The organism is Treponema sp. OMZ 799 (genome assembly GCF_024181365.1).
Lineage (GTDB): Bacteria > Spirochaetota > Spirochaetia > Treponematales > Treponemataceae > Treponema_B.
The window spans coordinates 1,155,171-1,180,060 of record NZ_CP051301.1; the positions used below are offsets into that span (position 1 = coordinate 1,155,171).

The 24,890-nt window shown below is 38.9% G+C and carries 18 protein-coding genes; 8 read left to right on the plus strand and 10 right to left on the minus strand.

The window, feature by feature from the left end; genetic code table 11:
- Positions 1-87 precede the first annotated feature (87 nt).
- From uvrA to E4O04_RS05245, 5 genes are all read left to right on the plus strand, one after another.
- Positions 88-2,952 carry an excinuclease ABC subunit UvrA gene (gene uvrA / locus E4O04_RS05225; RefSeq protein ID WP_253685012.1) on the plus strand — a complete coding sequence of 955 codons (2,865 nt, stop codon included), beginning with the start codon at positions 88-90 and terminating at the stop codon, positions 2,950-2,952.
- A gap of 9 nt (positions 2,953-2,961) precedes the next feature.
- Positions 2,962-6,129, plus strand: a complete 3,168-nt coding sequence (locus E4O04_RS05230; RefSeq protein ID WP_253710389.1) for an LPS-assembly protein LptD — start codon at positions 2,962-2,964, stop codon at positions 6,127-6,129.
- Between the two features lie 48 nt (positions 6,130-6,177).
- On the plus strand, positions 6,178-8,640 hold the full coding sequence (locus E4O04_RS05235; RefSeq protein ID WP_253710391.1) for a helix-hairpin-helix domain-containing protein: 2,463 nt from the start codon (positions 6,178-6,180) through the stop codon (positions 8,638-8,640).
- A 46-nt stretch (positions 8,641-8,686) separates the two neighbouring features.
- A complete protein-coding gene (locus E4O04_RS05240; protein WP_253710393.1) occupies positions 8,687-9,277 on the plus strand; it encodes a hypothetical protein in 591 nt (196 codons plus the stop codon).
- A gap of 136 nt (positions 9,278-9,413) precedes the next feature.
- The gene (locus E4O04_RS05245) at positions 9,414-9,824 is read left to right on the plus strand and encodes a hypothetical protein (protein WP_253710395.1); all 411 of its coding nucleotides are present in this window, start codon (positions 9,414-9,416) and stop codon (positions 9,822-9,824) included.
- Positions 9,825-9,979: 155 nt separating this feature from the next.
- Here E4O04_RS05245 and E4O04_RS05250 read toward each other — a convergent pair whose 3' ends face one another.
- Both E4O04_RS05250 and E4O04_RS05255 read right to left on the minus strand, forming a co-directional pair.
- Positions 9,980-10,393: a bacteriohemerythrin gene (locus tag E4O04_RS05250; protein ID WP_253685007.1), complete on the minus strand. Its 414-nt coding sequence runs from the start codon at positions 10,391-10,393 to the stop codon at positions 9,980-9,982.
- A 56-nt stretch (positions 10,394-10,449) separates the two neighbouring features.
- A complete protein-coding gene (locus E4O04_RS05255) occupies positions 10,450-11,550 on the minus strand; it encodes a hypothetical protein (protein WP_253710397.1) in 1,101 nt (366 codons plus the stop codon).
- Positions 11,551-11,584: 34 nt separating this feature from the next.
- Here E4O04_RS05255 and E4O04_RS05260 point away from each other — a divergent pair, with 34 nt between their 5' ends.
- The 3 genes from E4O04_RS05260 to E4O04_RS05270 all read left to right on the plus strand — a co-directional run bounded on the left by E4O04_RS05260 (position 11,585) and on the right by E4O04_RS05270 (position 15,729).
- The gene (locus E4O04_RS05260; RefSeq protein ID WP_253710399.1) at positions 11,585-13,990 is read left to right on the plus strand and encodes a Lon protease family protein; all 2,406 of its coding nucleotides are present in this window, start codon (positions 11,585-11,587) and stop codon (positions 13,988-13,990) included.
- A gap of 1 nt (position 13,991) precedes the next feature.
- Entirely contained in the window at positions 13,992-15,188 is a 1,197-nt protein-coding gene (gene xseA / locus E4O04_RS05265) for an exodeoxyribonuclease VII large subunit (protein WP_253710401.1), read from the plus strand.
- Between the two features lie 112 nt (positions 15,189-15,300).
- Entirely contained in the window at positions 15,301-15,729 is a 429-nt protein-coding gene (locus tag E4O04_RS05270; protein ID WP_253710402.1) for a hypothetical protein, read from the plus strand.
- Positions 15,730-15,791: 62 nt separating this feature from the next.
- Here E4O04_RS05270 and E4O04_RS05275 read toward each other — a convergent pair whose 3' ends face one another.
- The 8 genes from E4O04_RS05275 to E4O04_RS05310 all read right to left on the minus strand — a co-directional run bounded on the left by E4O04_RS05275 (position 15,792) and on the right by E4O04_RS05310 (position 24,333).
- A complete protein-coding gene (locus E4O04_RS05275) occupies positions 15,792-17,639 on the minus strand; it encodes a TRAP transporter large permease subunit (RefSeq protein WP_253710404.1) in 1,848 nt (615 codons plus the stop codon).
- A 15-nt stretch (positions 17,640-17,654) separates the two neighbouring features.
- Positions 17,655-18,683 (minus strand): TRAP transporter substrate-binding protein DctP, encoded by a 1,029-nt coding sequence (gene dctP / locus E4O04_RS05280; RefSeq protein ID WP_253710406.1) that lies wholly within the window; start codon positions 18,681-18,683, stop codon positions 17,655-17,657.
- A 2-nt stretch (positions 18,684-18,685) separates the two neighbouring features.
- Complete coding sequence (locus tag E4O04_RS05285; protein ID WP_253710408.1) at positions 18,686-19,654, minus strand: TRAP transporter TatT component family protein; 969 nt, start codon at positions 19,652-19,654, stop codon at positions 18,686-18,688.
- Positions 19,644-19,904 (minus strand): hypothetical protein, encoded by a 261-nt coding sequence (locus tag E4O04_RS05290; protein WP_253684999.1) that lies wholly within the window; start codon positions 19,902-19,904, stop codon positions 19,644-19,646. The genes E4O04_RS05285 and E4O04_RS05290 overlap by 11 nt, the downstream gene beginning before the upstream one ends.
- A gap of 66 nt (positions 19,905-19,970) precedes the next feature.
- Complete coding sequence (locus tag E4O04_RS05295; protein WP_253710410.1) at positions 19,971-21,227, minus strand: methylaspartate ammonia-lyase; 1,257 nt, start codon at positions 21,225-21,227, stop codon at positions 19,971-19,973.
- Positions 21,228-21,265: 38 nt separating this feature from the next.
- Positions 21,266-22,303 (minus strand): threonine aldolase family protein, encoded by a 1,038-nt coding sequence (locus E4O04_RS05300; RefSeq protein WP_253684997.1) that lies wholly within the window; start codon positions 22,301-22,303, stop codon positions 21,266-21,268.
- Positions 22,300-23,010 (minus strand): cysteate racemase, encoded by a 711-nt coding sequence (locus E4O04_RS05305; RefSeq protein WP_253710412.1) that lies wholly within the window; start codon positions 23,008-23,010, stop codon positions 22,300-22,302. The genes E4O04_RS05300 and E4O04_RS05305 overlap by 4 nt, the downstream gene beginning before the upstream one ends.
- Before the next feature lie 96 nt (positions 23,011-23,106).
- Positions 23,107-24,333 carry a dicarboxylate/amino acid:cation symporter gene (locus tag E4O04_RS05310; protein WP_253684995.1) on the minus strand — a complete coding sequence of 409 codons (1,227 nt, stop codon included), beginning with the start codon at positions 24,331-24,333 and terminating at the stop codon, positions 23,107-23,109.
- Between the last annotated feature and the right edge of the window lie 557 nt (positions 24,334-24,890).

Sequence of the window (24,890 nt, forward strand, 5' to 3'; positions counted from 1 at the left end):
TACATGGTAACTAGTATAAATTTTTAAGAATTTTCAGTATTTTCTCCTTATTCCCAAAAGCCGTTTTTTTTTGTATAATATCTTCTTATGAATAATCAAAATCATGGCGGACACCTAAATAAGCTCATCGTAAAGGGTGCCCGTGAACATAACTTAAAAAACATTGATGTGGAGCTTCCTCGCGATAAGCTCATCGTTATATCGGGCCTTTCAGGTTCGGGCAAAAGCTCGCTCGCCTTTGATACCATCTTTGCCGAGGGGCAGCGCCGCTATGTCGAGTCCCTTTCGGCGTATGCAAGGCAGTTTTTAGGCAGGATGGATAAGCCCGATGTGGACTACATTGAGGGGCTTTCTCCCGCTATTTCTATCGAACAAAAAACCACTCACCGTAACCCCCGCTCCACGGTCGGCACGGTAACGGAAATTTACGACTACTACCGCCTCCTTTTTGCCCGTACGGGGCACGCCCACTGTCCTTCTTGCGGAAAGGAGATTAAGGAGCAGACGGTTGACCAGATTATAGACACCATTATGGCCTGGCCTGAAGGAACCCGCGTTCAGATTCTGGCTCCCATCATAAAGGGAAAAAAGGGAGAACACCAAAAGATTGTAAGCGATGCGATTGCCGCAGGCTTTGTGCGTGCCCGCATCGACGGCCTCCTCGTAAACCTTGAAGACGGAATAAAGCTCGATAAGCAAAAAAAGCACACAATCGAAATAATCGTAGACCGAATTCAACTGTCGGGCGATGTAAGAAAACGCCTTTCCGAATCCGTGGAAACTGCCTTGGAAAGTTCGGGCGGAACCCTTCTTGCTACAAGGCAGGACACCAAGGATTCCCCTGTAATCGAGGTTTTCTTTTCGCAAAAAAATGCCTGCTCTGACTGCGGAATTTCGATGCCCGAATTACAGCCCCGCCTTTTTTCTTTTAATAACCCGATAGGGGCCTGCCCGGAGTGTACCGGCCTCGGAGTGACCCAGCACTTTGACCAAGACCTCATAGCCCCCGATAAGGGCCTTTCGTTCAATGAGGGCGTCTTTGTTCCGTATAACCCCGAATCGGATTGGAACAGGGTGCGCTTTGAAGCCCTCGCGGCCCAATACGGCTTTTCCCTTGATACGCCTCTAAACAAGCTCCCCAAAAAAATTCAAACTATCATTTGGGAGGGCTCGGGCGACACGAAGATTCAGTTTTCGTACACGGCCAAAAGCGGAACAGGCAAGTACTCTTATAACCGCCCCTGGCCCGGCATAATGGCCGACATGAATAGGAAGTATAACGAATCCTACTCGGCCTCTGTCAGGGAGTACTACGAAAAGTTTATGTCGATAAAACCCTGCAAAACCTGCGGAGGGATGAGGCTTAAGCCCGAGGTGCTGGCCGTAACGGTGGGCAATAAAAACATTCATGAGCTCACCTGCCTTTCGGTCGGGGATTCTATCAGCTTCTTTGAAAAACTAAAACTTTCCGAAACGGAAGAACACATAGCCTTTCAAATCTTAAAAGAAATTAAGGCCCGTTTGGAGTTTATGAAAAACGTCGGCCTCGATTACCTGACCCTCGAAAGAAAGGCCGCAACCCTTTCGGGAGGGGAAGCTCAGCGCATAAGGCTTGCGACCCAGATAGGTTCAAGCTTGATAGGCGTTCTTTATATTTTGGATGAGCCTTCGATAGGACTTCATCAAAGGGATAACCAGCGCCTTATCGACACTCTTTTATATTTGCGCAATTTGGGGAACACCCTCATCGTTGTAGAACATGACGAGCAGACTCTCCGCACGGCCGACTACATTGTAGACCTAGGCCCCGGGGCAGGCGTTCACGGCGGAAACATTACGGCGCAAGGCTCGCCTGAGGAAGTAGCGAGGGTAAAAAACAGTTTAACCGGTCAATATCTTGCAGGAACCCTTAAAATGGATATCCCCGAAAAAAGGCGTGAGGGCAACGGAAAGGCCTTGGTGCTTTCAGGCGTGAGTGAGCATAACCTAAAAGACGTTTCGATAAAAATTCCTCTGGGAGCCTTTACCTGCATCACCGGAGTTTCGGGTTCGGGGAAGTCCACCCTGTTGACCGATGTACTTTACCCTGCCGTTTCAAACAAGATTATGCGCTCCTCCCTTCCTGAAGGGGCCTATAAAAGACTGAGCGGCCTTGAACACATAGACAAGGTTATCAATATCGATCAAAGCCCCATCGGAAGAACGCCCCGCTCAAACCCGGCAACCTATGTAGGAGTTTTTACGGGGATAAGGGATCTCTTTGCAAGCCTTCCCGAATCGAAGGCGAGAGGTTATAAGCCCGGCCGCTTTTCATTTAATGTGCGGGGCGGAAGGTGCGAGCATTGTCAGGGGGACGGAACCCTCACAATCGAGATGAACTTTTTGCCCGATGTTTATATAGCCTGCGATGTTTGCCGAGGGAAGAGGTTTAACAAGGAAACCCTCGATGTCCGCTATAAGGGCAAAAACATTGCCGACGTTTTGGATATGACCATCGAGGAAGCTTCGGAATTCTTTGCTCCCATTCCTCACATTGCCCGAAAACTTCAAACCCTCTTATCGGTAGGCTTGGGTTATATAAAGCTTGGCCAATCGGCGCTTACCCTTTCAGGAGGAGAAGCCCAGCGTGTAAAACTTGCAAACGAGCTTGCCAAGCGCTCTACGGGCAAGACCCTCTATATCTTGGACGAGCCGACAACGGGCTTACATTTTGCAGACGTTAAGCAGCTCATGCAGGTTATCCACCGCCTGATTGATCAGGGAAACACCGTCGTTATGATCGAGCACAACCTTGACGTTATCCTGCAAGCCGATAAGATTATCGACCTCGGTCCCGAAGGCGGAACCAACGGAGGGCAAATCATAGCCGAGGGAACTCCTGAAGAAGTTGCAAAGATAAAAAAATCCTATACGGGATATTACATAAAAGAAATGCTTGAAAGAGTCAGGTAAGACGGAATAATGAAAAAAGCTTTGCAGGGGGTAATCTTTATTCTTTTTCTCTTTTCGGTAAATGTTTTGGCATCCGAGGAAAAGCCTGAAAAGCCGATAAAGGTTACGATTAACTCTGCAGAGCTTACCGAGTATGTGAAGGTGCCTTCTGCCCCTGTAACAGAATTACCCGATACAGGTTCTAAACCTAAAAGCGATGAGCTCATTATTTTTACCGGCTTTGTTTCAATTTCGGTAACGGATGAAAATTCCGTATCTACTATCACAGCAGATAAAATAATTCACAATAAGACCCGGGAAACCTTGACAGCAATGGGTAATGTTGTTTATACTCGCAAGATAGGATCCGATGAGGGGGAAAGCTTTAGAGGGGATGCTCTCATTTTTAATATTCAAAAACTTGAGGGTGTCTTTGTTGACGGCATCATAGAGCAGGCTCCTGCAAAAAAAAATCAAGATCCTTTTAGAATTCATACCGGTCTTGCCGGAAGAAATGAAAGCGGTGCCATAGCTTTTAAGGATGCCCTGCTTACGACAAGCAAGGAAAAATATCCCCTGTGGTCTATCAGGGCAAGCCGTCTTTGGATTTTACCCGGAAACGAAATGGCTTTTTTTAACGGTTTTTTGTCGGTCGGTGTTGTGCCTATCATGTACTTTCCGTTTTTTTATTATCCGGCTGACGAGATGATTTTTCATCCGGTCTTCGGTTTTAAAAACAGGGAAGGAGCCTTTGTTCAAACTACTACCTATATTTTGGGCCGCAAACCTGCGCCTAAAAGCGATGAAGCTACTTCGTTTTCAAATTTTATGCAAAGCGATACTATAAAAAAACAAAAACTTGAGGGCTTGTTTTTAAAAAAATTGGATGAACCTGCATCGGATACGGGCGGCTCCTATCTAAAGCTTATAGCAGATGCCTATTCCGGTCTTGGATATTTGGCAGGTATCGACGGAAAAATTATTCCTAAAAAGGGTTATATAAAACAAGCCGATTTTCACGGTCTTTTAGGATTTTCTTATACCTTGTATCCTAGGAACAGTATTTTATTTACCCTGTATGGAGAGCCGGGTAAAGAAAAAGCTGTCAATAGGGCAAACCTTTTCGGTAAAATAGTTCCATTCAGATATAGTTTCAACTTTAACATGAGCGTGACAAAGAGCCCATTCAATGTTTCCATTCTGTTTCCGTTTATTTCGGATCCTTTTTTTAAGAGCGATTTTATGGGAAGAAGCGAAGACATGAATTGGTTTAAGTATTTTTTAAACAAAGATAAGCTGGCTGAAGCTAAAGGGCAGGTAAGTGAAAATTTTTATTCATGGAAGCTTGACGGTTCGATCAATCCTAGTTTTTCCGTATTGAAGCCTTGGATAAGTTATATGTCTCTTGAGTCTTTTTCAGGGAAGGTTAATTTTGAATCAAAGAAAAATGAAAGCCTTAGCGGAAGCGATTCTTTGTATGCTCCGGACAGATTATTTTACTATCCTAAAAATATTTTACCGGCATTAAGAGCCGGCTTGGGCGGTACTATTTTTTCAACATCGATGTTATCTCAAAGAAAGAATAGACAGCAAACACAAGACATAGCAGGCATTAAAAACCCTTTTGAAGAAGATACTGTCAAGGATAAGAACGATAAAGTAAATAATAATGAGGAAAAAAAAGACGAAGCTCCGGCCTTTTCCAATGACCTCTTTCCTGTATATAAAATTGACAGTGTAAAAACAAACCGGTTTTTAAATTTAATAAGTTATGATTTAACCTATAAACTAAACGGTTCCGTCTTTCAAGATATAATTTTTAATCATAAGGATTGGAAAAAGCCTTTTGACATTGACTGGAATGATTTTTATTCAGCCTATTATAAATTAAACGGACAGGCTAAGATCGACAGCCGTCTTTCATATAATCAAGGTTTTTTGAATTTATCCAATTCTATTGAACTTAGCGGTAATAATCAAAAACACACATGGCATAAGGACAAGGCAGAGCAGGATAAGCTCCAATTAAATAATTATAAATTAAATGTTTATAGCGTAAATAATTCAAACAGCGTAAAATTTAGTCCGTTTATTTTTAACGAATTATTTAAACCGACTTTTTTAGAATGGTCTATTTCGGAAGTTCTTCTTCAAAATAAATTTAAGGGAACTGTTGCAAAACCTGAATGGGAAACTATCAAGGCAAAATGGGATAAGGAATATATTAAGACCCATATTGCATCTGCAGGTTTTGGAATTAATTTAAAAAATTATACCCAATTGATTACCTCATCCATGAATTTAAACCCGCTTTTGGAAGCCTATTCCTTTACAGGAAACTTTGCTTTTCCTTACGGTAAACTTAATATTTCTACAAGATTATTTGAAAAAGAAAATAATGTAAAAAAATGGTTTTGGGATCCGCTTAATATCGGCTTAAATTTTTCGTTGCCTTATAATATTTCTCTAAGTCAATCCTATGTTTATAATATTGAAGGAAAGAGAAGTGACAGATATGCCGCTTCTTTTTCATGGAAATATATGTCGGCAGTTTATGCAATGAGTTATGATACTCCGTATAAATTGACTTCGGGAGTAGGATGGGTGTCCTTGCCTTATAAAGAATTTATTCCGAGATCTTTGGATATAAATTTTTCCAACTCATCACAGCCTATTGAATTGTATGCTTGGAAAAATAGAATTAAATTGCAATTTTCATTTAATTCATCTCTTAACTTTAATTTGATAAGAGTAACGGATTCTTCATTTTCGTTTTCACCCCGCCTTGTGTTTAAGATACACGAGTTTTTAGATATAAGTTTTAGTGCATATAGCCGGAATGATGTTATAGCAAGATATTTTCAAGACTCTCTTAATCTGCCGATTGTTATCCCCGGTGAAAAAAATGTTTTTAAGGATCTGCTTTCTTCTTTTTATTTTTGGGATGAAAGATCACGATTGCAGTCAGGATTTAAATTAAAATCTCTTAACCTTGATTTAACTCACTATTTAAAAGATTGGTTAATGAAATTCTCCTATTCGCTAAAGCCGGTGCTCCGTACGGGTGGTGTAAAAAAATATTATGAACTTGTGCCTACTATAACATTTTTTGTGCAATGGAATCCGATAGGAGATGTCAAAGTGCAGACAAAAAAAGAAGACAATGTTTTTTCCGTAACGAGCGGAGAATTAAAATAAAGGGCTGAACCGGATACCGAATTTTAAGCCCTTGATTTTCTTCTTTTTATGGTATATACTCACAATATTATGGAATTTACGAATGAGTTTATTGAAGGTCTCAGTGTAAACGAGGTCGATATTATGAAGCGTATTGCAGAAGAGCTTAACATAAAGCTTGCTCAAGTTTCTGCAGTTATAAGTTTGGTTAATGAAGGCTGTACAATCCCCTTTATTTCGCGTTATAGAAAAGAGATGCACGGCTCTCTTGATGAGGTACAAGTAAGAGATTCAGACCGCCTGTTTAAATCTTATACAAATTTGGAAACCCGCCGTCTTGAAATTGTCCGCGGAATTTTTGCAGCAGGAAAGTTGACCGACTCTCTTTATGAAAATATAATGAAGGCCGGAACCCTTACCGAGCTTGAAGATATTTGGCTTCCCTTTAAAAAGAAAAAGAAAACCCGCGGTATGCTTGCCGTCGAACGAGGTTTGCAAGCCTTGGCCGATTTAATGAAGGAACTTGAAGCCGCTCCTCTTGAAGAAAAGGCTAAGGATTTTGTCGTTACAAATGCAGAAACGGAAGAACTCAATGTTCCCACTGTTGAAGATGCCCTTCAAGGTGCCGCCGATATAATTGCCGAAGAGATTTCCCAAGATACCGAAAACCGCAAAGCCGTTCACGATTATTTTATAAAGACAGGAAAATTTGAGGTTAAGGGATTAGGAGATGAAGAGGCTGCAAAGACATCGGTTTATCAGATGTACTGGGATTATTCCGAAAACTTAAACGAAATTAAACCCCACCGTGTGCTTGCAATTAACCGCGGAGAGAGGGAAGGGGTTTTGGAAGTAAAAATAGATGTAAGCATTGAAGATGCAATTTCTCTTTTACAAAACAAGTACACATTAAATAACGATTACCATAAGGAAGCTATCGCAGACGGTCTTGTGCGCTTACTTGCTCCTGCCGTTTTACGCGAGATAAGAAGCGATCTTGCCGATACCGCTGACGAACACGGTATAAATATTTTCAGCGAAAACCTAAAACATCTTTTGATGACCCGGCCCATCAAGGGTACCAGAGTTCTCGGAGTTGACCCCGGTATAAGGACAGGTACTAAGTGTGCCGCCCTTGACGAAACAGGAAAGTACCTCGGCTCCTTTGTGATGCACCAGCATAAGACAGACGAGGCTAAGTACCTTGTTCTTGAGGCCGTTAAAAAATACAATGTGCAGCTCATCGCTGTCGGGAACGGCACGGGCTCCCACGAGGTGCAGGAAATAGTTTCTGCCGTTATAAAAGAATCTTGTCCCGATGTTTTGTTTACGGTTGTTGATGAAGACGGAGCTTCCGTTTATTCTGCAGGCGATGTTGCCCGCGAAGAGTTTCCGGATTTGGACTTGACGATAAGGGGTGCAATTTCTATCGGAAGAAGATTACAGGACCCGCTTGCCGAGCTTGTAAAAATAGATCCCAAATCCATAGGAGTCGGCTTATACCAGCACGACTTAAACCAAAAAAAATTAAGCGAAGAGCTTGATGCCGTTGTAGGCTCGGTTGTAAACAATGTAGGGGTAAACCTAAATACCGCAAGTGCCTCTTTGTTAAAATACGTTTCGGGCGTAAGCTCCTCCCTTGCAAAAAAGATTGTTGCCCGCCGAGAATCCGAAGGAATCTTTACCGACAGGGAACAATTAAAAAAGGTAAGCGGAATGGGGCCTAAGTCTTTTGAGCAGTGTGCAGGTTTTTTAAAAATCCCTGAAAGCTCCAACCCATTGGACAATTCCTGGGTTCATCCCGAAAACTACGAAACGGGAAAACTCATCTATGATGTAATTCATAAAAATGAAGAAGTATCGGGAGAGCTCCGAAGCGAGATAAAAACCAAGTACAATATCGGAGACCAAACCATAAACGATATTATCGAAGAATTAAAAAAACCTAACCGCGATCCGCGTGAAGATTGCCCCAAGCCCATCATGCAGCAGGGTGTTCTTCAATTTGAAGACTTAAAAACCGGAATGACCGTAAAGGGTAAAATCAAAAATGTGGTCGACTTCGGCGCCTTTGTCGATTTAGGCATTAAGGAAACTGCCCTCTTACACATATCCGAAATGAGCGATTCCTATATCTCCGATCCGCTTGAAGCCGTAAAGGTAGGCGACATTGTAGAGTGTAAAATCATTTCTCTTGATGAAGACCGCCGCCGAATTTCTTTGAGCCGAAAAAGCGGGGAAGGTAATGCCGAAGGAAATGCCCGTCTTACAGCAAAGCAAAAGAGTGAGGTTAAAAAACTTGTCGTAAAAACCAAGGACGGCAAAACCCTTACCGTCAAAACCGCCGCCGGAGCACCGGCAGTGCAGGGAGGCAAGGAACTTTCCGAAAGAGGAGAAAGAAGTCCCGCAGCAAGGGGTGAAAGGTCTCCTGCCCATCGAGGCGACAGAAAAGTCGGCGAACCCCGCTCCCGCAAGGATGATGACGGAACCAAATACAATCCCTTTGCAATTTTATTGCAGGGTAAGAAGTAAATCATAAAAAACCGCCAAAAGCAATTTGCCTAGGCGGTTATTTTATATGATGAAAAATAAAACTATGATTAAAAAATATATTGTTGAAGCAGCGGCAATTATTTTTATATATGCTTTCACATTATTTATTTTTTTACTTTTAGGTTATGTAATAGTAAAGAAAGATATATTTTTATTCCCAATACCGATTTTAATCTTATTCTTTAAAAAAAGCAAATCGCGAAAATTAATATTGACAGAAAACAATGTAGGTGAATCTCTAAAAATATTGATAGCTATAAGTATTAACATATTTTGTGTTGTGTTTCTATTTATATTTGCTGCTGTAACATCAATATTATTAAGATCAATATTTATTACCAAAATTATATTGACGGCTATTATAACGATGGTAGTTTTTATGGATTATTATTACCAATCCATTGGATGTAAATTTTGTAAAATTAATTTTAAAACTTTACAGTTTCCTGTATTGTTAAATAATATAGTTGGTATATTATATACTTGTATGGTAATACAACCTGTTTTTCTCCTTAAATTATTCGGAGGTGCTTTTATTGGTATGGAGGTTGTTTTGCTTTTAGTAAAAAAAACAACTTTGATCTTATTTTGTTTTTATGATAGGGCAGTTGATTAGGTAAAATATAAAAACAAAGATTATGATATATAATTTTATAAAAGTCCTCAGATAGCGATTGGAAGGGAGCAAAATAAAAGGAATTGAAGAAATGAAATATATTAAGTATTTTATATTTATTAGTTGTATTTTTACAATGTCATGTGTATGTTTTATGGGGAGGGAAGATGAGGAACCATGGACTCATCTTATAAGACGGGTATATAAAATTAATGGAAGTGAAATAAATGACAATATTCTATGGGGATATGATGCATATTTTCATAAGTGTAAGATAAGGTTTAAGGGCAAGGTCTCCGGAAAAATTAGGATAAGAATATACGAAAGCCCTGAAGATCATAAGAATGATTCATCTTATAGAGAATATATCTTTAATGAGGGTATTATAAACCGTGAAGGCGGAGGAGAATGGTATTCTGAATATTGTATAATAAAAATAGTTCCTGAAGATGCAAGCGTAACCGGCGAGATAGAATTTGCTTTTAAGGCTTTTGCTTTTAGCCAGGGTAGGGCATCGGATATTGATAAAGAAAAACGAGGGAACTAAAAAAGATGTGTGATAAGTATTATGGACGATTAACAGTATGAACCCAAAACTTTGTATTTATCCACAAACAAGTTACAGGACTTTCCGAATTAGAAGTGGAGGCTCTATAAGAATCAGCCTTTTTGAAAATAGATCGGCTATAAAGTCTTAAGTTTTTATTTTTTATGTGCAAAATAAAATTTTGCCCATTCTTTATCTGAAATTAAGATATGGTTAAAAAGCCAATCGCGCAAAAACCGCACGAAGGTATTTGCAACAAATTGTTTTCCGTTTTGATAGTCTTTTACGGAATGCAGTATTTCCCGTACAAAATCTTCATGGTGCTGCTTATGTTCTTGTATGCCGGGATAGTTAATTTCTTCCATTAGTTTTTCTTCATCCTTAAAATGAATCATCACGTAATCTACAAGGTTCTTCATTACATGGCGGAAGGTTTCATCTAAGGCTCCTTTTTCGCCTAGACATGCCCGGTATAAATCGTTTATAAGCTCAACTAAGTGTCTGTGCTGTTTGTCCACTTGTTCAATATTCAAATCATAACTTGCATCCCATGATACAAAATCATTCATAAAAAACCACCTCAAGAAAAATTATCGGCATTATATTTTTATAAGTAAAATTTAAATTACTTTATTGTACGGCTTGCTCTTAAATTTAGCCATTTTTCAAAGGCCTTTATTGTGTTTATTCGGTCTTGCCGGCCTAAGTCTCTTGAAGAGCCGAGTAAGAGGCTTGCAAGAATATCGTTTCCCCTTATATCGCCTAAGCCTGTTAAACTTTCCTTTGATTGAATAAAAAAGCAAACAGGAAAGAGGGCTATATTTTCCGAAAACTTTAAATCCTTTTCGTTTAAAACAGTGTATGTGCCTTCTTTTAGACCCTTAGGGAGAGGAGTGTCCTCAGAAATTATAAAAAAGGCGCCTGAAAAGGCATTCGGATTTTTGTTGTAATAGTCTAAAAGGCCTTGAATTTGGGCTCCTTCACCGATTAAAAACAGCTCCGTATCTCCAAAAAAACGAAGTATAGCGGACAGATTAGGGGTTAAATCTTTATTGCTGCTGCTTTTCGATGCCTGTGCAGTTTCTGTTTTAAACACCGAATCGAACACGGAAAAAAAGATTTCGGAACTTTTCGGTTTGTACTTATACCCCGGTTTTTTAGGCAGGGATAGGCTTGCAATCTTATACCCCTCATTTAAAAGATATCGGTCAAAGGTTCCGACATATTCTTCATTTGGGAAAGGCGGAACGATTATTATAGCTTCTTTTTCGTTATGGCAGGGTTCCGGTTCATAATAAACCCCTGCTGTTTTTTCTTTCTCATCGGTAATAAAAGAAATCCTTTCTTTTTCGGCAAGGGAGACAAAAACCGGATATTCTCTTTCCGGCGAAAAATAAAAAGCTGCAAAAAAAGAGGCGCCTAGAAGGGCAAGGACGAAAATTCTTAACAAAATTGAAGGAATTGTGTAAAAATTATTAGGAACTTGCCGTAAAAACATTACAAATCTTGAAAATTCTGTTATAATACAGATTATAACTATTAGTGCTGTGGGAATAAGTGAGAAGATTAAGCCTTGGCCGATAATTGAAAGAATTAAGACTATTAAAGATACAAGGGGTAAACTTGAGATTGCGTCAGCTGTTTTAAGAGCTTTTGAGAATGGACGAATCAAAGGTAAAATCAACAAAATTAAAACAAGTATTTCGCTGACAAAAAAATCAGACATAGAATCCTCACAAGTACAATTTTAAGGAGCTTACATGACAGACGGTGCTGCAGAAAAATTAAACCTCGATGAACTGGAATTTTCTTTTCCCGAATCGAAGATTAGGGAATTAAAAAATAACGGAGCCGACTCAACCATAGTAGGTCAAGACCGTGCTCTAAAGGCTATTGAACTGGGCCTCGGTATCGAGGGCGAAGGCTATAACATTTTTGTTATGGGTGCGCCCGGAACAGGCCGAAGAACCGTTATATCATCTCTCTTGCAGAATTATAAACCAAATTTTGCAAAAATTCAAGATATAGCCTATGCTTACAACTTTAGCCGCCCGATTGAGCCCATTGCCCTTTTTTTCCCTGCGGGGGAAGGAAGACTGTTCCGCAAAAAGATAAAAAAAGCTATAGGTCATATTCATACTCAGACTCTTGCCCTCTTAAAGTCGGAAGTTTTTTTAGCCGAGCAAAAGAAGATAATTACCCAAACAGATAATGAAGAAAACCTTCTTTTGATGGAATTTGAATCTAAGATGCTGCATACAGGCTTCAAGGTCTTACAGATAAAGGATGAAAACAACCAATCCTTAGACTTAATTCCCATCATAAAGGGAAAGGAAGTTTCTTTTAGCGAGCTACAATCACGGGCAGCTCGAAAAAAATTCAGCGAACAAGAGCTTGCAGCCTTGCGCGAAAAATACTATGCTTCGCTCGATGAAATGTCCGAGCTCTTTTCTCTTTTGCGGGATAAGCGGATTGAAATGGACGAAAAGCTGATAAAACATCAAAAAGATTCCGTTATGCCGATAATTAAAGATGCACTTGCTCCATTAAGAAAGCTGGTCGATTCCTATACGGCAAAATACGGCAACCCCAAACAAATAGAAGACAATAAAAAGATTCTCCTATTTTTAAAAAAGGCCGAAGAGGATTTAATCAGCAGAATGAATATCTACAGCGCGGAATTTAAGTCTTCGCGGATAAAGAAAAACTTTTTCGGGCGCTACCTTATCAATCTTATTTGTGAAAATAATAAAGATAAAAATTACGTAATAAATGAAAATCTTCCCAGCTTTACGAATTTATTCGGCACTATCGAGTCTCATTCCGATTCGGATGCTCCCGAAATTAACGGGCATTTGCGCATAAGGGAAGGTGCCGTCCACAGGGCCTTCGGCGGCTATCTTATAGTAAGGCTTCACGACTTGCTTGAAGAAGACGACTCTTGGTCCTATTTAAAAAGAGTTTTGCAGTCGGGCAAAATCGAAATACAGATTCCCCCTTCGGGGAACCATACTCCGAGTGTTTTTAAGCCCGAAGCCCTCCCTGCAAATTTTAAGATAATCATAATTGGGGGAGAATACACCTACGATATCCTGTATCAGGAAGACCCCGACTTTTATAAGCTCTTTAAGGTCTGTGCCGAGTTTGATTCGGTAATGCAAAAGAACGATAAAAATATAGCTGCCCTGATTCATTTGACCGAGTACCTTTGTAAAGAAAAAAAAGCTCTCAGCTTCGATGATTCGGGATACAGCCGCCTGATTTCCTATGCTTCAGAGCTTGCAGGTTCCCGGCATCTCCTTACTGCTCAATTTACTAAAATTTCGGATCTCATTATCGAAGCCGATTTTAATGCAAAGCAGCAACAAAAAAATGCCATTTGCGCCGCCGTCTTAAACGACACAATCGAAAAGAGGCACTACCTTCATGCTCTCCCTGAAGAAAAATTTGCAGAGATGGTTCAGCTGGGCGAAATTTTAATAGATGTTTCGGGCTCCAAGCTTGCAAAAATAAACGGCCTCGCCGTAGAGGAAAGGGGATATCATTCTTTCGGTGTGCCCGTTTCGGTTACGGCCCAAGCTTCCCCGGGTACGGGAGGCATCATCAATATAGAAAGGGAAGCCGGCCTTTCGGGCGAAATCTACGATAAGGCCCACCTTATCATAACCTCTCTTTTGCGGGAAAAATTTTCGAAGGATATTCCTCTTTCAATTTCTGCAAGTATTTGTTTTGAGCAATCCTACAGCTACATCGACGGAGACTCCGCTTCTTGCGCCGAATTTTTAGCCCTCATTTCTGCCATCGGAGGCTTTGAGATGAGGCAGGATATAGCCGTTACGGGAAGCTTAAACCAGCACGGCATGGTTCAGCCGGTAGGCGGTATCACCGAAAAGATTGAAGGCTTTTTTAATACCTGTAAAATTTTAGGCTTTACCGGCACTCAAGGCGTTATGATTCCGTTCAGCAATAAAAACAATTTGTTTTTATCCAAGGAAGTCAGAGAAGCCGTAAAGGACGGTAAGTTTAATATTTGGACAATAAAGACGATCGATGAAGGAATAAAACTTTTGTCGGGGCTTCAAGAGGAGATGTACACTTGGATGATTTCTCAAAGGCTTGAAGAGTTTTACAAAAAGGTCAACGAAATTTCTTTGAGGAAAAATTAAGATGGTGCAAACTTATTCCGTATATGAAATTACTTTGCAGATAAAAGAGCTTTTAGAAAGAGGCTTCGGCTATGTTTCGATTGAAGGCGAAATTTCAAACTTCCGCCCCTCGGCGGCCGGCCACCTCTATTTTACTTTAAAGGATGACAAGGCTTCAATTCAGGCCGTGATGTTTAAGGGAAAGACCCGCAGTTTGAGCTTTGAGCCAAAGGACGGCATGACCGTAAAAGCGGAAGGAGCAATTTCGGTATATGAACAGCGCGGTTCTTATCAGATTATTATCGAAGAAATGAGCCTTGCGGGTGAGGGCAATATTTTAAAAATGCTTGAAGAGCGCAAAAAAAAACTCGCCGCTGAGGGGCTTTTCGATTCCGAAAGGAAAAAAGCCCTGACTTATTTTCCGAACCGCATTGCAGTAATTACAAGCCCCACGGGGGCCGCAGTCAGGGACATTATAAATGTGGTAAAAAGACGGAACGAAAAAATCGGAATAGTTGTGCTTCCGGCGATAGTGCAGGGGGAAGAGGCCGCTCCCGCCCTAATCAGGCAGTTAAAAATTGCCGACGAAAAAAACTTGGGCGATGTCATTATAATAGGGCGGGGCGGAGGCTCTTTGGAAGACCTTCTTCCCTTTTCGGATGAAGAGCTTGTAAGGGCAATAGCGGCCTGCAAAACGCCGGTCATCTCTGCCGTAGGCCACGAAATAGACTGGGCCTTATCGGACTTTGCTGCCGACATGAGGGCTCCAACTCCCTCCGCAGCCGCAGAGCTGGCCGCTCCCGTCTTAAACGATATAATGTACTCCATAGACGTAAACCGCGATGACCTTACACAAAACATCGAAAACCGCCTTGAAAGGATAAGGCTCATGCTGAATAATTTTAAGCCCGATTCCTTGGAACTGCGCTTTAGAAACATTCAGCAGCCCCTTCTTGTACGATTCGACAATGCAAAGGAAGAAATCCTTGCCGGTATGCAGGATAGGTGCCGGGAATTTAAGCAAAAGCTTTTAATTTTAAACAAGATTTTGGAAGGGGCGAACCCTCAAGCTATCTTGGACAGGGGCTACTCCATTGTGCGCAATGCCGAAACAGGCAAAACCATCCGCTCCTTTTCGCAAGTTAAAGAAGGAGAGCTGGTTTTAATCCAACCTTCAAAAGGAACAATTGAAGCTGAGGTAAAAAAAGCGAGGGGTTAAAGCCTCTATAAAATAAACATCCGATTTATTTTTCTACAGCAAAGCTTTTCTTATTCCGATACAATAAAAAGGACTCTTTTACAGAGCCTATTTTTAATTTATGGAGGTTCTTATGAAAAGAACTGTAGGTCTTGTAGTATTACAACTTGCCTTAGCCTTTTTTTTGATTGTGGCAGGAATTTTGGGGCTTATCCGCTCCAGTGCAGGAGAATTGGGTCAGGCTGTTGCTCTTTTGGATGCCGTCTTTAAAAGTCAAACAATAACTACTGTTATTATAATAACCTTGGCTGTAGCCGAATTGATTGCAGGCGTATTTTTGATTGTAGAGTTTTTTTCCGGCGAAATTCGCTTAACCAACGTGATATTGGTTGTTTTTATGATTTTATGGATTGTAAATATCGTTTTAATCGATATTATCGGGCCCATAAACGGCAATATTTTTAGAAGCACTATGTCGGTATTAAATTATCTATCCCAACTTTCAAGACATTTGATGATTTTAGGTGCAATAATCGCCGTAAAAGACAAAAGCAGGGTTTAAGAAATTCCGATTGGCGAATGGCAAATGGCGATTGGCCCATGTCATTCGCCGGCTGTCGCTTGTTATTTGATAAAAGCTGTGCTGAACCATGGAATATATGTAATTAAAAGCAAAATAACAAATTGAATAGCCAGATAGGGCAGTATGCTCTTTACTATTTTTACGACAGGCTTTTTAAATGTATAACTTGCTATAAAAAGATTTATTCCTATAGGCGGTGTTAAAAAGCCGAGAGCCAGGTTAGTTAAAAATATTACTCCGGTATGTACCGGGTGTATACCGAAGCTTTCGGCAACAGGAATTATAAGAGGCGATACTACCAAAATAGCCGAGTATAGGTCCATAATACAGCCTACTATCAAAAGCACTATGTTTAATAACAGCAAAAATAAAATTTTTGACCCGACAAAGGTAATTGCAAGCTCCGAAAGCATTTCGGGGATTCCTGCATATACTAAAAATAGGGCCAATCCCTTTGCGGCTCCTATTATTACAAGGACTCCTCCGGCAACCGGTATACTTTGTAAAACAACTTCAAGGGCTTTTTTTATGCTAAAGTCTTTTCTTATAAAAACTTCCAGTACAAACGAATATAAAACCGTAAAAGCTGCGGTTTCAAAAAGGGTAAAATAGCCTCCGAAATATACAACTACTATTAGAATGGGGAGAAGATGCTCAAAAAATGCCGCTTTAAAGCTTTGAAAAAGAGCCTCCCTTGAAAACCTGATTCTTTTTGAGTTTTTATCCTTTATAATTCCTATGGCCATCATCGATAAGGCCAAAAGCGCTCCCGGAAGAACTGCCCCCTTAAAGAGGTCAAATATATTTACGGTCATAAAATTAGTTGCCCCATAGACTATAACGGCCAGACTTGGAGGTAATAAAAGTCCTATGGAACCAGATGCCGTTATAAGAGCTTCCGAGTCATCTTCGGAATAGCCTGAGCCCGTTAAAATTACGCTTAAAATTCCTCCAAGGGCTAAGATAGTTACTCCCGAGGCCCCTGTAAAGGTTGTAAAAAAGGTTGCAACCAAGACTGCTGCAATCACAACTCCGCCCCTTATACAGCCGACAGAGCTTTTTACAAAGTCCAAAAGCCTTTTTCCGGCACTTCCTCCTGCTAAAAGGTAGCCCGCAACCGTAAATAGGGGTATTGCAGCGATTGATGTATCGGTCAAAATATTATAAGTTTCCATGGGGATGCTTTCTACATAGCCTCCTGTGGTCATAAAGGCAAAATATGCCAGACCTGAAAGTACAATGTAAAGCGGCATACCGAAAAGACTGAATACGGCGAATAGAAAAACTATAGCCCAAATTCCCTTTGCCGAAAAAGCTTGCATAAACATAAAAATGTCGCTTAAAACTAAAGCAAAGCCCGAATCGTTTATTTCGGGGTACAATGAACCGAATATCAGATTTAAAAGCCCCAGAATAGAGCCGGTACTTATTAAAAATCCTGCTAATAGCCCTAAAATACTTGAAACTATGCAAGTGTTTCTTTTTATTTCCAATGCAAGCATTATAAAATACATTGGAGGCAGGGCTGAAAAGAAAATTTTTATAGGAATATACAAAACATGATCTTCCGAAGAAAGTATATTGTAGTTCGGGAATACCGAGAAAAATACGGCTGTAAGGATTGCGATATTTGCACAGGATAAAAGCCGGTTGATGATTAGCTGAATTTTTTTATCGAATTTGGAAGTAAAAACTTCTATATTGAGTTGTTTTTTTTCTATTGTTGTTATGATACCTGCAAAACATGCAAAAACAAAGACCAGTTGAACAATCAGGCGTTCATACTCTAAACTATTTTTGCCAAAACCTACGGCTATGTGGACTATAAAAGGCAGTACAATAAGTACTGCCGTAAGAGCTAAAATAAAACCGGTAACTATTTTTTTCATTCTAACATAATATACTTATTTGCGGTATGCTTCAAGCTCTTTTGTTATTTTTTCGTAGATTTCTGTATTTATAAGGTTCGGCATAATCTTTTGAACCTTTTTCATATCTTCATGGAATTCCTTTGTCCAGTCCTTTTTTTGCTGATGGTTAAGGCTTATTATTTTTATACCTGCCTGCTTCATTTCTTTTACATATTGTTTTTCCATGTCCTCAAGGGCTGCATTCAAATTCTTAGTCGTTTTATTCATCGCTTCTAACATTGCCGGTTTGTATTGGTCAGGTATGAGGGCCCAAGATTCGTCCGACATAACAAAGCCTGCCATAATGGGACATAGACGGGCATCAAGCATGTAGGATACATCCTTATATAGCCTGAGTGTGTAAGTAAGGATAGAAACAGATGCAAAACTCCTTGCTCCTGCCGAAGCCTTTAACTCCTGATTAAATTTGGCGGGATCTACGGGTAATACATTAAAACCTGAAATTTTCAGCACATCAGTAAAGTCCTTTGTATCGTTTGAGCATAGCATTTTAATCTTTTTTAGCTCATCAAGACCGGAATATGAATCCTTTGTGTAGAAAGAAAGCCAGCCTACATTGGACCATGTTATAAGCTTACATCCGTTTTTTTGAATTTCACTTTCAAAGGCATATCCGTATTTGCTTAAAATCAAATCAAGTTCTTCTTGACTTTGTATTAAAAAAGGCAGGGAAAGGGTAAAAATTTTTGCATTCGGTGCAAGCTCATTTAGGCCTACGGGAGTTAAAATGGCTCCGTCTATTTGAGGCCTTTGCCCCGGGCGTGAAGGCTTCATTTTTACAACCCCTGCTTTTTCTCCTCCAAGAACGGTCATATCCATAAATCTGACGCTTACAAGGCCCTTGGTTATCTTATTCCACTCTTGGGCTAACTTTTTTAATTCGATATCCCAAGGAGTTCTTGCCGGGGCACTACTTGCAATCTTTAAAACAATTTTCTGTTGAGCAAAGATTCCTGAAACCGTTATAAGTGCAAAAAAAACAAATAATAATTTTTTCTTCATTCTTATTCTCCCAATATGAACATATCTTTGTTTTGCTTTAGCCATCCTGCATATCTTTGTGAAATGCTGATGACCAGTTTATTATTCGGATCCGACTCGGGATTGATTGCTAGGGCTTTTTCTATTGCCTCATCAAATCCCTTGCTATCCTGTTTAGGTACACAAAAAGAAAGGGCGTAGGTTACATATATTGAAGGACTTTTTCCTTGAGAAAGCTCAATGGCCTTTTTATAGGCTTTTTCGGCCTTTTCAATACCGCCGCCTAGGCTGTCAGGAGCCGAGGCATAAAATTTTGCTAAAATTTCCCATGTTGCCCCGCCGGAATAGCCCGGATCAAGGCGGCAAACTTTTTCGAGCATTAAGACGGCTCCCTGCACGGACTGTAAGCTTTGAATATCTAATGGGTCAAGGGAAAAGGCCGCTAAAATACCGGCCCCGGCCCAATGCAGGGCTTCCGTGTCGTAGGACTTGCATTTTTTTAGCATTGCTTCTATTTTTTCCGGATTATCGGAGTTTATTGCTTCGGTAAATCCCGGATAGGCCGTATCCAGGGCTGAAAGGATTTTGTTATAACCCCTTTTATAAAATTTTTTTGCTCTTAAAAAGGCCTTATCCTTTTTATCGTATTCGTCATCCGAAAGATAGTTGGCAGGACCTTCCACATAGACATTTGCATACATTATGTAAAGCTCGCCCGTCATTATGGCAAGCCCCCTATGAGCAGGATTTGCAATGTGCATGCCCTCATATAGTTTTAAAATGATGGGAAAAACCTCGCCGACCAGTTCTACATCGTCTTCTCCCGTTAGGGCAGTAATCGGATCAGGTGCATCGGGAGCCGGTTTTACCTTTTTTTCAGGTAAAGGAGCCATTGCATTGGCTGCAGAATTGTAAGCCATCTTTTTTATCGAGCAAGAAGAAAAAATCAGGCTTATAATAATGATGAGAGTAAAGATAATTTTATTTTTCATTTTTCCAGTCCTCTATAAATTTTTCGTAGGCTGCAATTGAGGCTGAAAGAGCTATTTCATGTACCTTACTGCGCCCGTCGATATTGTTCCCTTCAAGAATATAAAGGGCATCTAAGGTACCTTGAAGATCGTCAAGAGTACAATCCTTGGAATTTTCGCGTCTTCTGGTTAAAACTCTAATTTCGTCATCAAAGAGCTCGTTAAATTTTTTTGTTTCCCAGTCTGTAATTTCCGATACATTTTCTGACATAGAAACAATATACCCAATTTTGATACTTTTTACAAGAAGCACGATTCCGATTTAAGATAGCAATTGTTAATGTGAAGTTCTTCTGTTTAAAATCGTTAATACTCTCGACATTTCATTATATAAAATCATTAAACCTTCATCGACGCCCATTCCCGGTTTAGCTATAGCTTGGATTGGGCAGGTTGCTAATGCGATATTGGCACTTATCCTTGCTGAAATATCTGTTTCGGTACAGCTGCCTCCTAAAAAAGCTCCAAACCTATATTTATTACAAAGTAAAACAGCCTCAATTGCATTGTTAATACCTCCTAGATCAGGAGTTTTAATGTGTATTATATTTCCTGCTCCGGCATTTATAAAATCGCGCATATCTTCTATTGTGTTACACCATTCATCATTTACAATATCTATCTTTATATCTTCTTTTTTCATAAATTGAGTAAGTTCAGAAACATACTTTATTGTTTTTTCTTTACTGCCTCCATCTATTGGAAATTCTATCCGGACTTTATGATTTCCGGCAACATTTTGCACTTTTTTAAAATATTCACAAATATCCTTGTAGTTATCCGACCCAAAGGCTAGCCCAATCGTACCGTATGTATCAAAATGAAGAATTGGGGAATATTTTTCACCCGGCCGAAGTTCTTTAATTCTACTTAATATCCATTGAATATATTCAAGAAGTTTTTCACCTTCGTTTCCGAGTTTTTCTTCAACATTGTTAATTAGCCCATGCGGCAAAACATCAACATCCTTTAATATCATTTTGTCGACATTTTCATATCTTGAATCACCGGATTGTACGTAAATAGGAATTATATCCTTTGATATTTTTGTTCCATATTCTTTTGCAACAACCTCTGCCATTGTTATATGCTTATATTTTGCAAAAGCATCCAGTAATGCACCTGTTAATCCATATCTAATAGCTGCATGAATTTTCCTCCCGCTCGATTTATCATTCATATTATCACATTCTTCAGCAGCTTCTCTAAATGAAGTAAAGTTTCTGCCGATTATTTTTGGAAGTACTTCGTCATCAATAAAATTATAATATGTATCTGCTATAAACAAGGGATCTCTGCCTCCTGCTCCGGAGTATTGAACAGATACACAATCTCCTATAGCTATTTGTCCATCATCCAATTCCAATATAATTGATATAGATTCGCTTCGCTGCCTGATTGACCGGAACCCTTTTGTTTTTATTTCTCCTTTGTAAATAAACCCGTCTGATTTTGCTCCTAGTCTTATAGCCATTTGATCATCATAAAAAAAACCTCCCTGTCCGCGTGAACAGTAAGCATCAATTATTTTCATATTTTAAGCCTCCCATAAATTAAGTATATAAAATGTCATTATTCAAAGACCGATTTACAAATACCAATTGCATTCACAACATCTTCTTGTGTCACATCCTGGTGAAAAACAGCTCTAATGAGATTCTTTTCTACAACACCCAAACACAAGCCGTTATTTGTTAAAATTTCAACAACCTCATTAGCTGTTTTATTTGTTTTTGAAACATCAATCATGACAATATTGCTTTGAACTTTCTCAATATCTACATAAATTTTTTCCAAGTTTTCAATACCTGAAGCAAATTTAAATGCCTTTTTATTGTCTTCAGCAAGTTTTTCAATATTGTTTTCAATGGCATAAATTGCCGGAGCTGTTATAACTCCTGATTGACGCAGCCCGCCGCCTAAAATTTTTCTCATTTCTCGTACTTCTTTTATAAATTCTTTTTCTCCACAAACAACAGACCCAATAGGAGCTCCTAATCCTTTTGAAAAACAAAACATCAATGAATCGGCATATTGACATATTTCTTTTGTTTTTACATTAAGGGCTGCTACGGCATTAAATAATCGGGCTCCGTCCATATAGACATGTACGTTCCTTTTTTTTGCACACTCATATATTTCTCTAATTTCATTTGGAGATAAAACAACTCCGCCTCTAAAGTTATGAGTATTTTCAATACACATAACTTTTACTTCATAAGAACCTAATATAGTTTTTATACTTGATATATCAGGTTTTCCATTATCTTTTAACTTATAAAAAAGAGGCTTAAGATTGGCAATTTTTTTTGAGAATAAAGCTTTTTCCGATCTATAGAGATGCATTGTATCATCTACAAGGATCTTATTTTCTGGTGAACTTAAAGCCATGATCGATACCGTGTTTGCAAATGTACCTGATGGAACAAAACAAGAATCCTCTTTTCCGGTTATATGAGCACAAAGTTCTTCTAATCGGTTCGTAGTTTCATCCTCTCCCTTGCCTGTTATTTCAGATATTCTTCCATCATCACCAAGTTGAGCAGTATTAATAGTCATTAACATTTCTTTTCGAGGAATTGTTATAGTATCGCTTCTTAAATCAATCATAAAACATCCTTATATTTGTTTTTTGCAAAATATACAGCCTGTTTTGCAAGCGCATAACTCGCATCAATTATTGGAACCGGAAGCGTACAGCCATTTAGTAATATCGGGACCTCAGTACATCCGGCAATTATTGTTTCTGCGCCTCTTTCAGCTAAGTTATTTGCAATTATGTTACATTTTTTACAAATATCTTCACTTTTGTCCCCGCTTTTTACACATCTTATAAAGCTCATAAGTTCTTTAATTTCTTCTGGAGAAGGAGATAATATTTTTATATTTGCTGTTTCATACACTTTATGATAAATATTTGATACATACATAGCCTCACTTCCCATCAAGCCTACGACTTTTACATCAGTTATAGTATTTTTTAAAAGCCATAAAGAAGCCTTCATTATATTCAATACAGGTATATCTACAGCATGTATTATTTCGTTATACCATAAATGAGCAGAATTACATGCAATTATTATAAGGCCGCATCCTGCATCTTGCAAAATCTTAGCTGATTCTTTAAGACCGGGAAGAGGAGATGGCCCTATTCCAAAATATGCCTCATTTCTATCCGGAATTTTTGTATTACAATCAATTATAACACGAACATGTTCTTGATCTGTATTAGATATGTCTAAATGTACTAGCTTTTCGAATAAATCTACAGTAGACTCAGGCCCCATTCCGCCTATAATTCCAATTATTTTTTCCATAAAATTATCCTCCATGAAATTCTAATCAGATAAACAGAATAATTGGGCTCTATTTTTAGCTTATAAAGCAAAGAGCCCAAAGTCCTAACATTATGCTTATTTATTTTGTTTTAATAATGGTGAATCCGGTTTTAATAGTTTGTCTATTTTTGCGGCCATTATCGTAGCTGTTGTATCACCAAATACATTATTCATTGTTCTAGGCATATCGGCAATTCTATCCACCGCCATAACAAGGCCTAAGCCTTCGACCGGCAAACCTGCTGAAAGTAAAAGAATTCCTATAGTTGCAGTTCCGGCCCCTGGAACACCAACTAATGAAACACAAACGGTTGCTGCCGTTATAGCAATAATTATTTGTGAGCTTAATGTTATGTTCAAACCATAAGCTTGAGAGATAAATACAACACTTATAACTTGATAAAGAACAGTACCGCTCATTCCTACTACATTTCCAAGAGTTGTGCCGAATATACCAATACCTTTAGGAACACCGGCTTCTTCAACAGCTTGAATATTTGCAGGGAGTGCAGCCAATGAGGAGGATGTTGTAAAAGCCAATATGGCCGGTTTTTTGATAATTCCTAGATATTTTTTCATATTAAGGCCGGATGCGCCTATTAACAAAACATTTGTTCCCGCAATTACTAACTCTCCTATATATATAAGAACAACAAATAAAGCTAAAGAACCTAGAATCTTGGGACCATTAACTCCTATAGAGTAAGCCATTATTATTCCTGCTGCGTATGGAGCAAATTTCATTATTGCATTTAACATATTCATAGCAACATCAGTAAACTCTGTAAAAAAGGTAAGTAATGTAGGATATTTTTTTGATTGGGCAGACATTATGCTTGCAAATACAACAACTACAAAAACTATCTGCAATAAATTTCCTTCAGCAAAGGCTGCAACAGGATTCTTGGGTATTACATTCGTTATCATGTCTATGAAACTTTGCCTGTTAGGTGTATATGTAAATCCGGGAGGAATTTGAGCTGCAGTGCCTACTCCGGGTTTAAATATGTTTACCAGTAATAAGGCTATTGTACAAGCAATAATGTATTGAAGTACAAATAACAATATAATTTTTGTACCGGTTTTTCCTATTTGTTTTGGACTTTCAACAGAACAAAAACCGCTTATCATAGCGGGTCCAACAATGATTATTACCATCATTTGTACCGCTCTGATAAACATTTTTCCTATAGGTTCAAACACAATCAGTGAAGGACCGACGATAGCACCGATAACGCCTCCAACAATAACACATATTAAAACTTGATTGGCAATTCCTAAGTTTTTCCACTTTTTTAACATAAGACCTCTCCTTTAAATAAATATCCTAATTATGCGGAATAATTACAGTTAGGATATCAAAACACAACTACAGTTGTTTGATAAACAACTCCACACATGCTGTTTATATTAAGCTTTACTAAATCTATTTACCCGATAACACCTCCATCAAAGTTTAAATGAAAGATTTTCCTTAATAAATGTGATTTTATCCACTTAAAAAAGAAACCTTGTAATATAACGTAAAGAATATTAAGCGTAAGAACGTATATTATTTTTTTGTAGCGATATGTGTGAAAATAGATAATGCAGCTAAAGCAATTTATACGTAGGAATGTTGAGTCATTTTGACTCAGTGGGGGGGGGGTAAAATGGCACAATTAATTTATGAAAATTTTTTTGGTGAGTCATATAACCAATGGGGAGTGAATCTGTTTGTAGAGATATTTTATTTAATAAAACTACCTTTCTAAGCATACTTATTCCCTCATGTAAGATTATCTCATAGTAATATTGTATTGTCAAGTAAAATTTCTATTATGTATCATTTATTTGATAATTAAATAATCTAAAATAAG

Excerpts from the sequence above, each read along its gene's own strand:
- E4O04_RS05235 (WP_253710391.1), top strand. The coding sequence starts at position 6,178 with ATGGTATATACTCACAATATTATGGAATTTACGAATGAGTTTATTGAA.
- E4O04_RS05310 (WP_253684995.1), bottom strand. The coding sequence starts at position 24,333 with ATGTTAAAAAAGTGGAAAAACTTAGGAATTGCCAATCAAGTTTTAATA.
- E4O04_RS05270 (WP_253710402.1), top strand. The coding sequence starts at position 15,301 with ATGAAAAGAACTGTAGGTCTTGTAGTATTACAACTTGCCTTAGCCTTT.
- E4O04_RS05260 (WP_253710399.1), top strand. The coding sequence starts at position 11,585 with ATGACAGACGGTGCTGCAGAAAAATTAAACCTCGATGAACTGGAATTT.
- xseA (WP_253710401.1), top strand. The coding sequence starts at position 13,992 with ATGGTGCAAACTTATTCCGTATATGAAATTACTTTGCAGATAAAAGAG.
- E4O04_RS05290 (WP_253684999.1), bottom strand. The coding sequence starts at position 19,904 with ATGTCAGAAAATGTATCGGAAATTACAGACTGGGAAACAAAAAAATTT.
- dctP (WP_253710406.1), bottom strand. The coding sequence starts at position 18,683 with ATGAAGAAAAAATTATTATTTGTTTTTTTTGCACTTATAACGGTTTCA.
- uvrA (WP_253685012.1), top strand. The coding sequence starts at position 88 with ATGAATAATCAAAATCATGGCGGACACCTAAATAAGCTCATCGTAAAG.
- E4O04_RS05230 (WP_253710389.1), top strand. The coding sequence starts at position 2,962 with ATGAAAAAAGCTTTGCAGGGGGTAATCTTTATTCTTTTTCTCTTTTCG.
- E4O04_RS05245 (WP_253710395.1), top strand. The coding sequence starts at position 9,414 with ATGTCATGTGTATGTTTTATGGGGAGGGAAGATGAGGAACCATGGACT.
- E4O04_RS05275 (WP_253710404.1), bottom strand. The coding sequence starts at position 17,639 with ATGAAAAAAATAGTTACCGGTTTTATTTTAGCTCTTACGGCAGTACTT.
- E4O04_RS05285 (WP_253710408.1), bottom strand. The coding sequence starts at position 19,654 with ATGAAAAATAAAATTATCTTTACTCTCATCATTATTATAAGCCTGATT.
- E4O04_RS05295 (WP_253710410.1), bottom strand. The coding sequence starts at position 21,227 with ATGAAAATAATTGATGCTTACTGTTCACGCGGACAGGGAGGTTTTTTT.
- E4O04_RS05300 (WP_253684997.1), bottom strand. The coding sequence starts at position 22,303 with ATGATTGATTTAAGAAGCGATACTATAACAATTCCTCGAAAAGAAATG.
- E4O04_RS05240 (WP_253710393.1), top strand. The coding sequence starts at position 8,687 with ATGATGAAAAATAAAACTATGATTAAAAAATATATTGTTGAAGCAGCG.
- E4O04_RS05305 (WP_253710412.1), bottom strand. The coding sequence starts at position 23,010 with ATGGAAAAAATAATTGGAATTATAGGCGGAATGGGGCCTGAGTCTACT.
- E4O04_RS05255 (WP_253710397.1), bottom strand. The coding sequence starts at position 11,550 with ATGTCTGATTTTTTTGTCAGCGAAATACTTGTTTTAATTTTGTTGATT.
- E4O04_RS05250 (WP_253685007.1), bottom strand. The coding sequence starts at position 10,393 with ATGAATGATTTTGTATCATGGGATGCAAGTTATGATTTGAATATTGAA.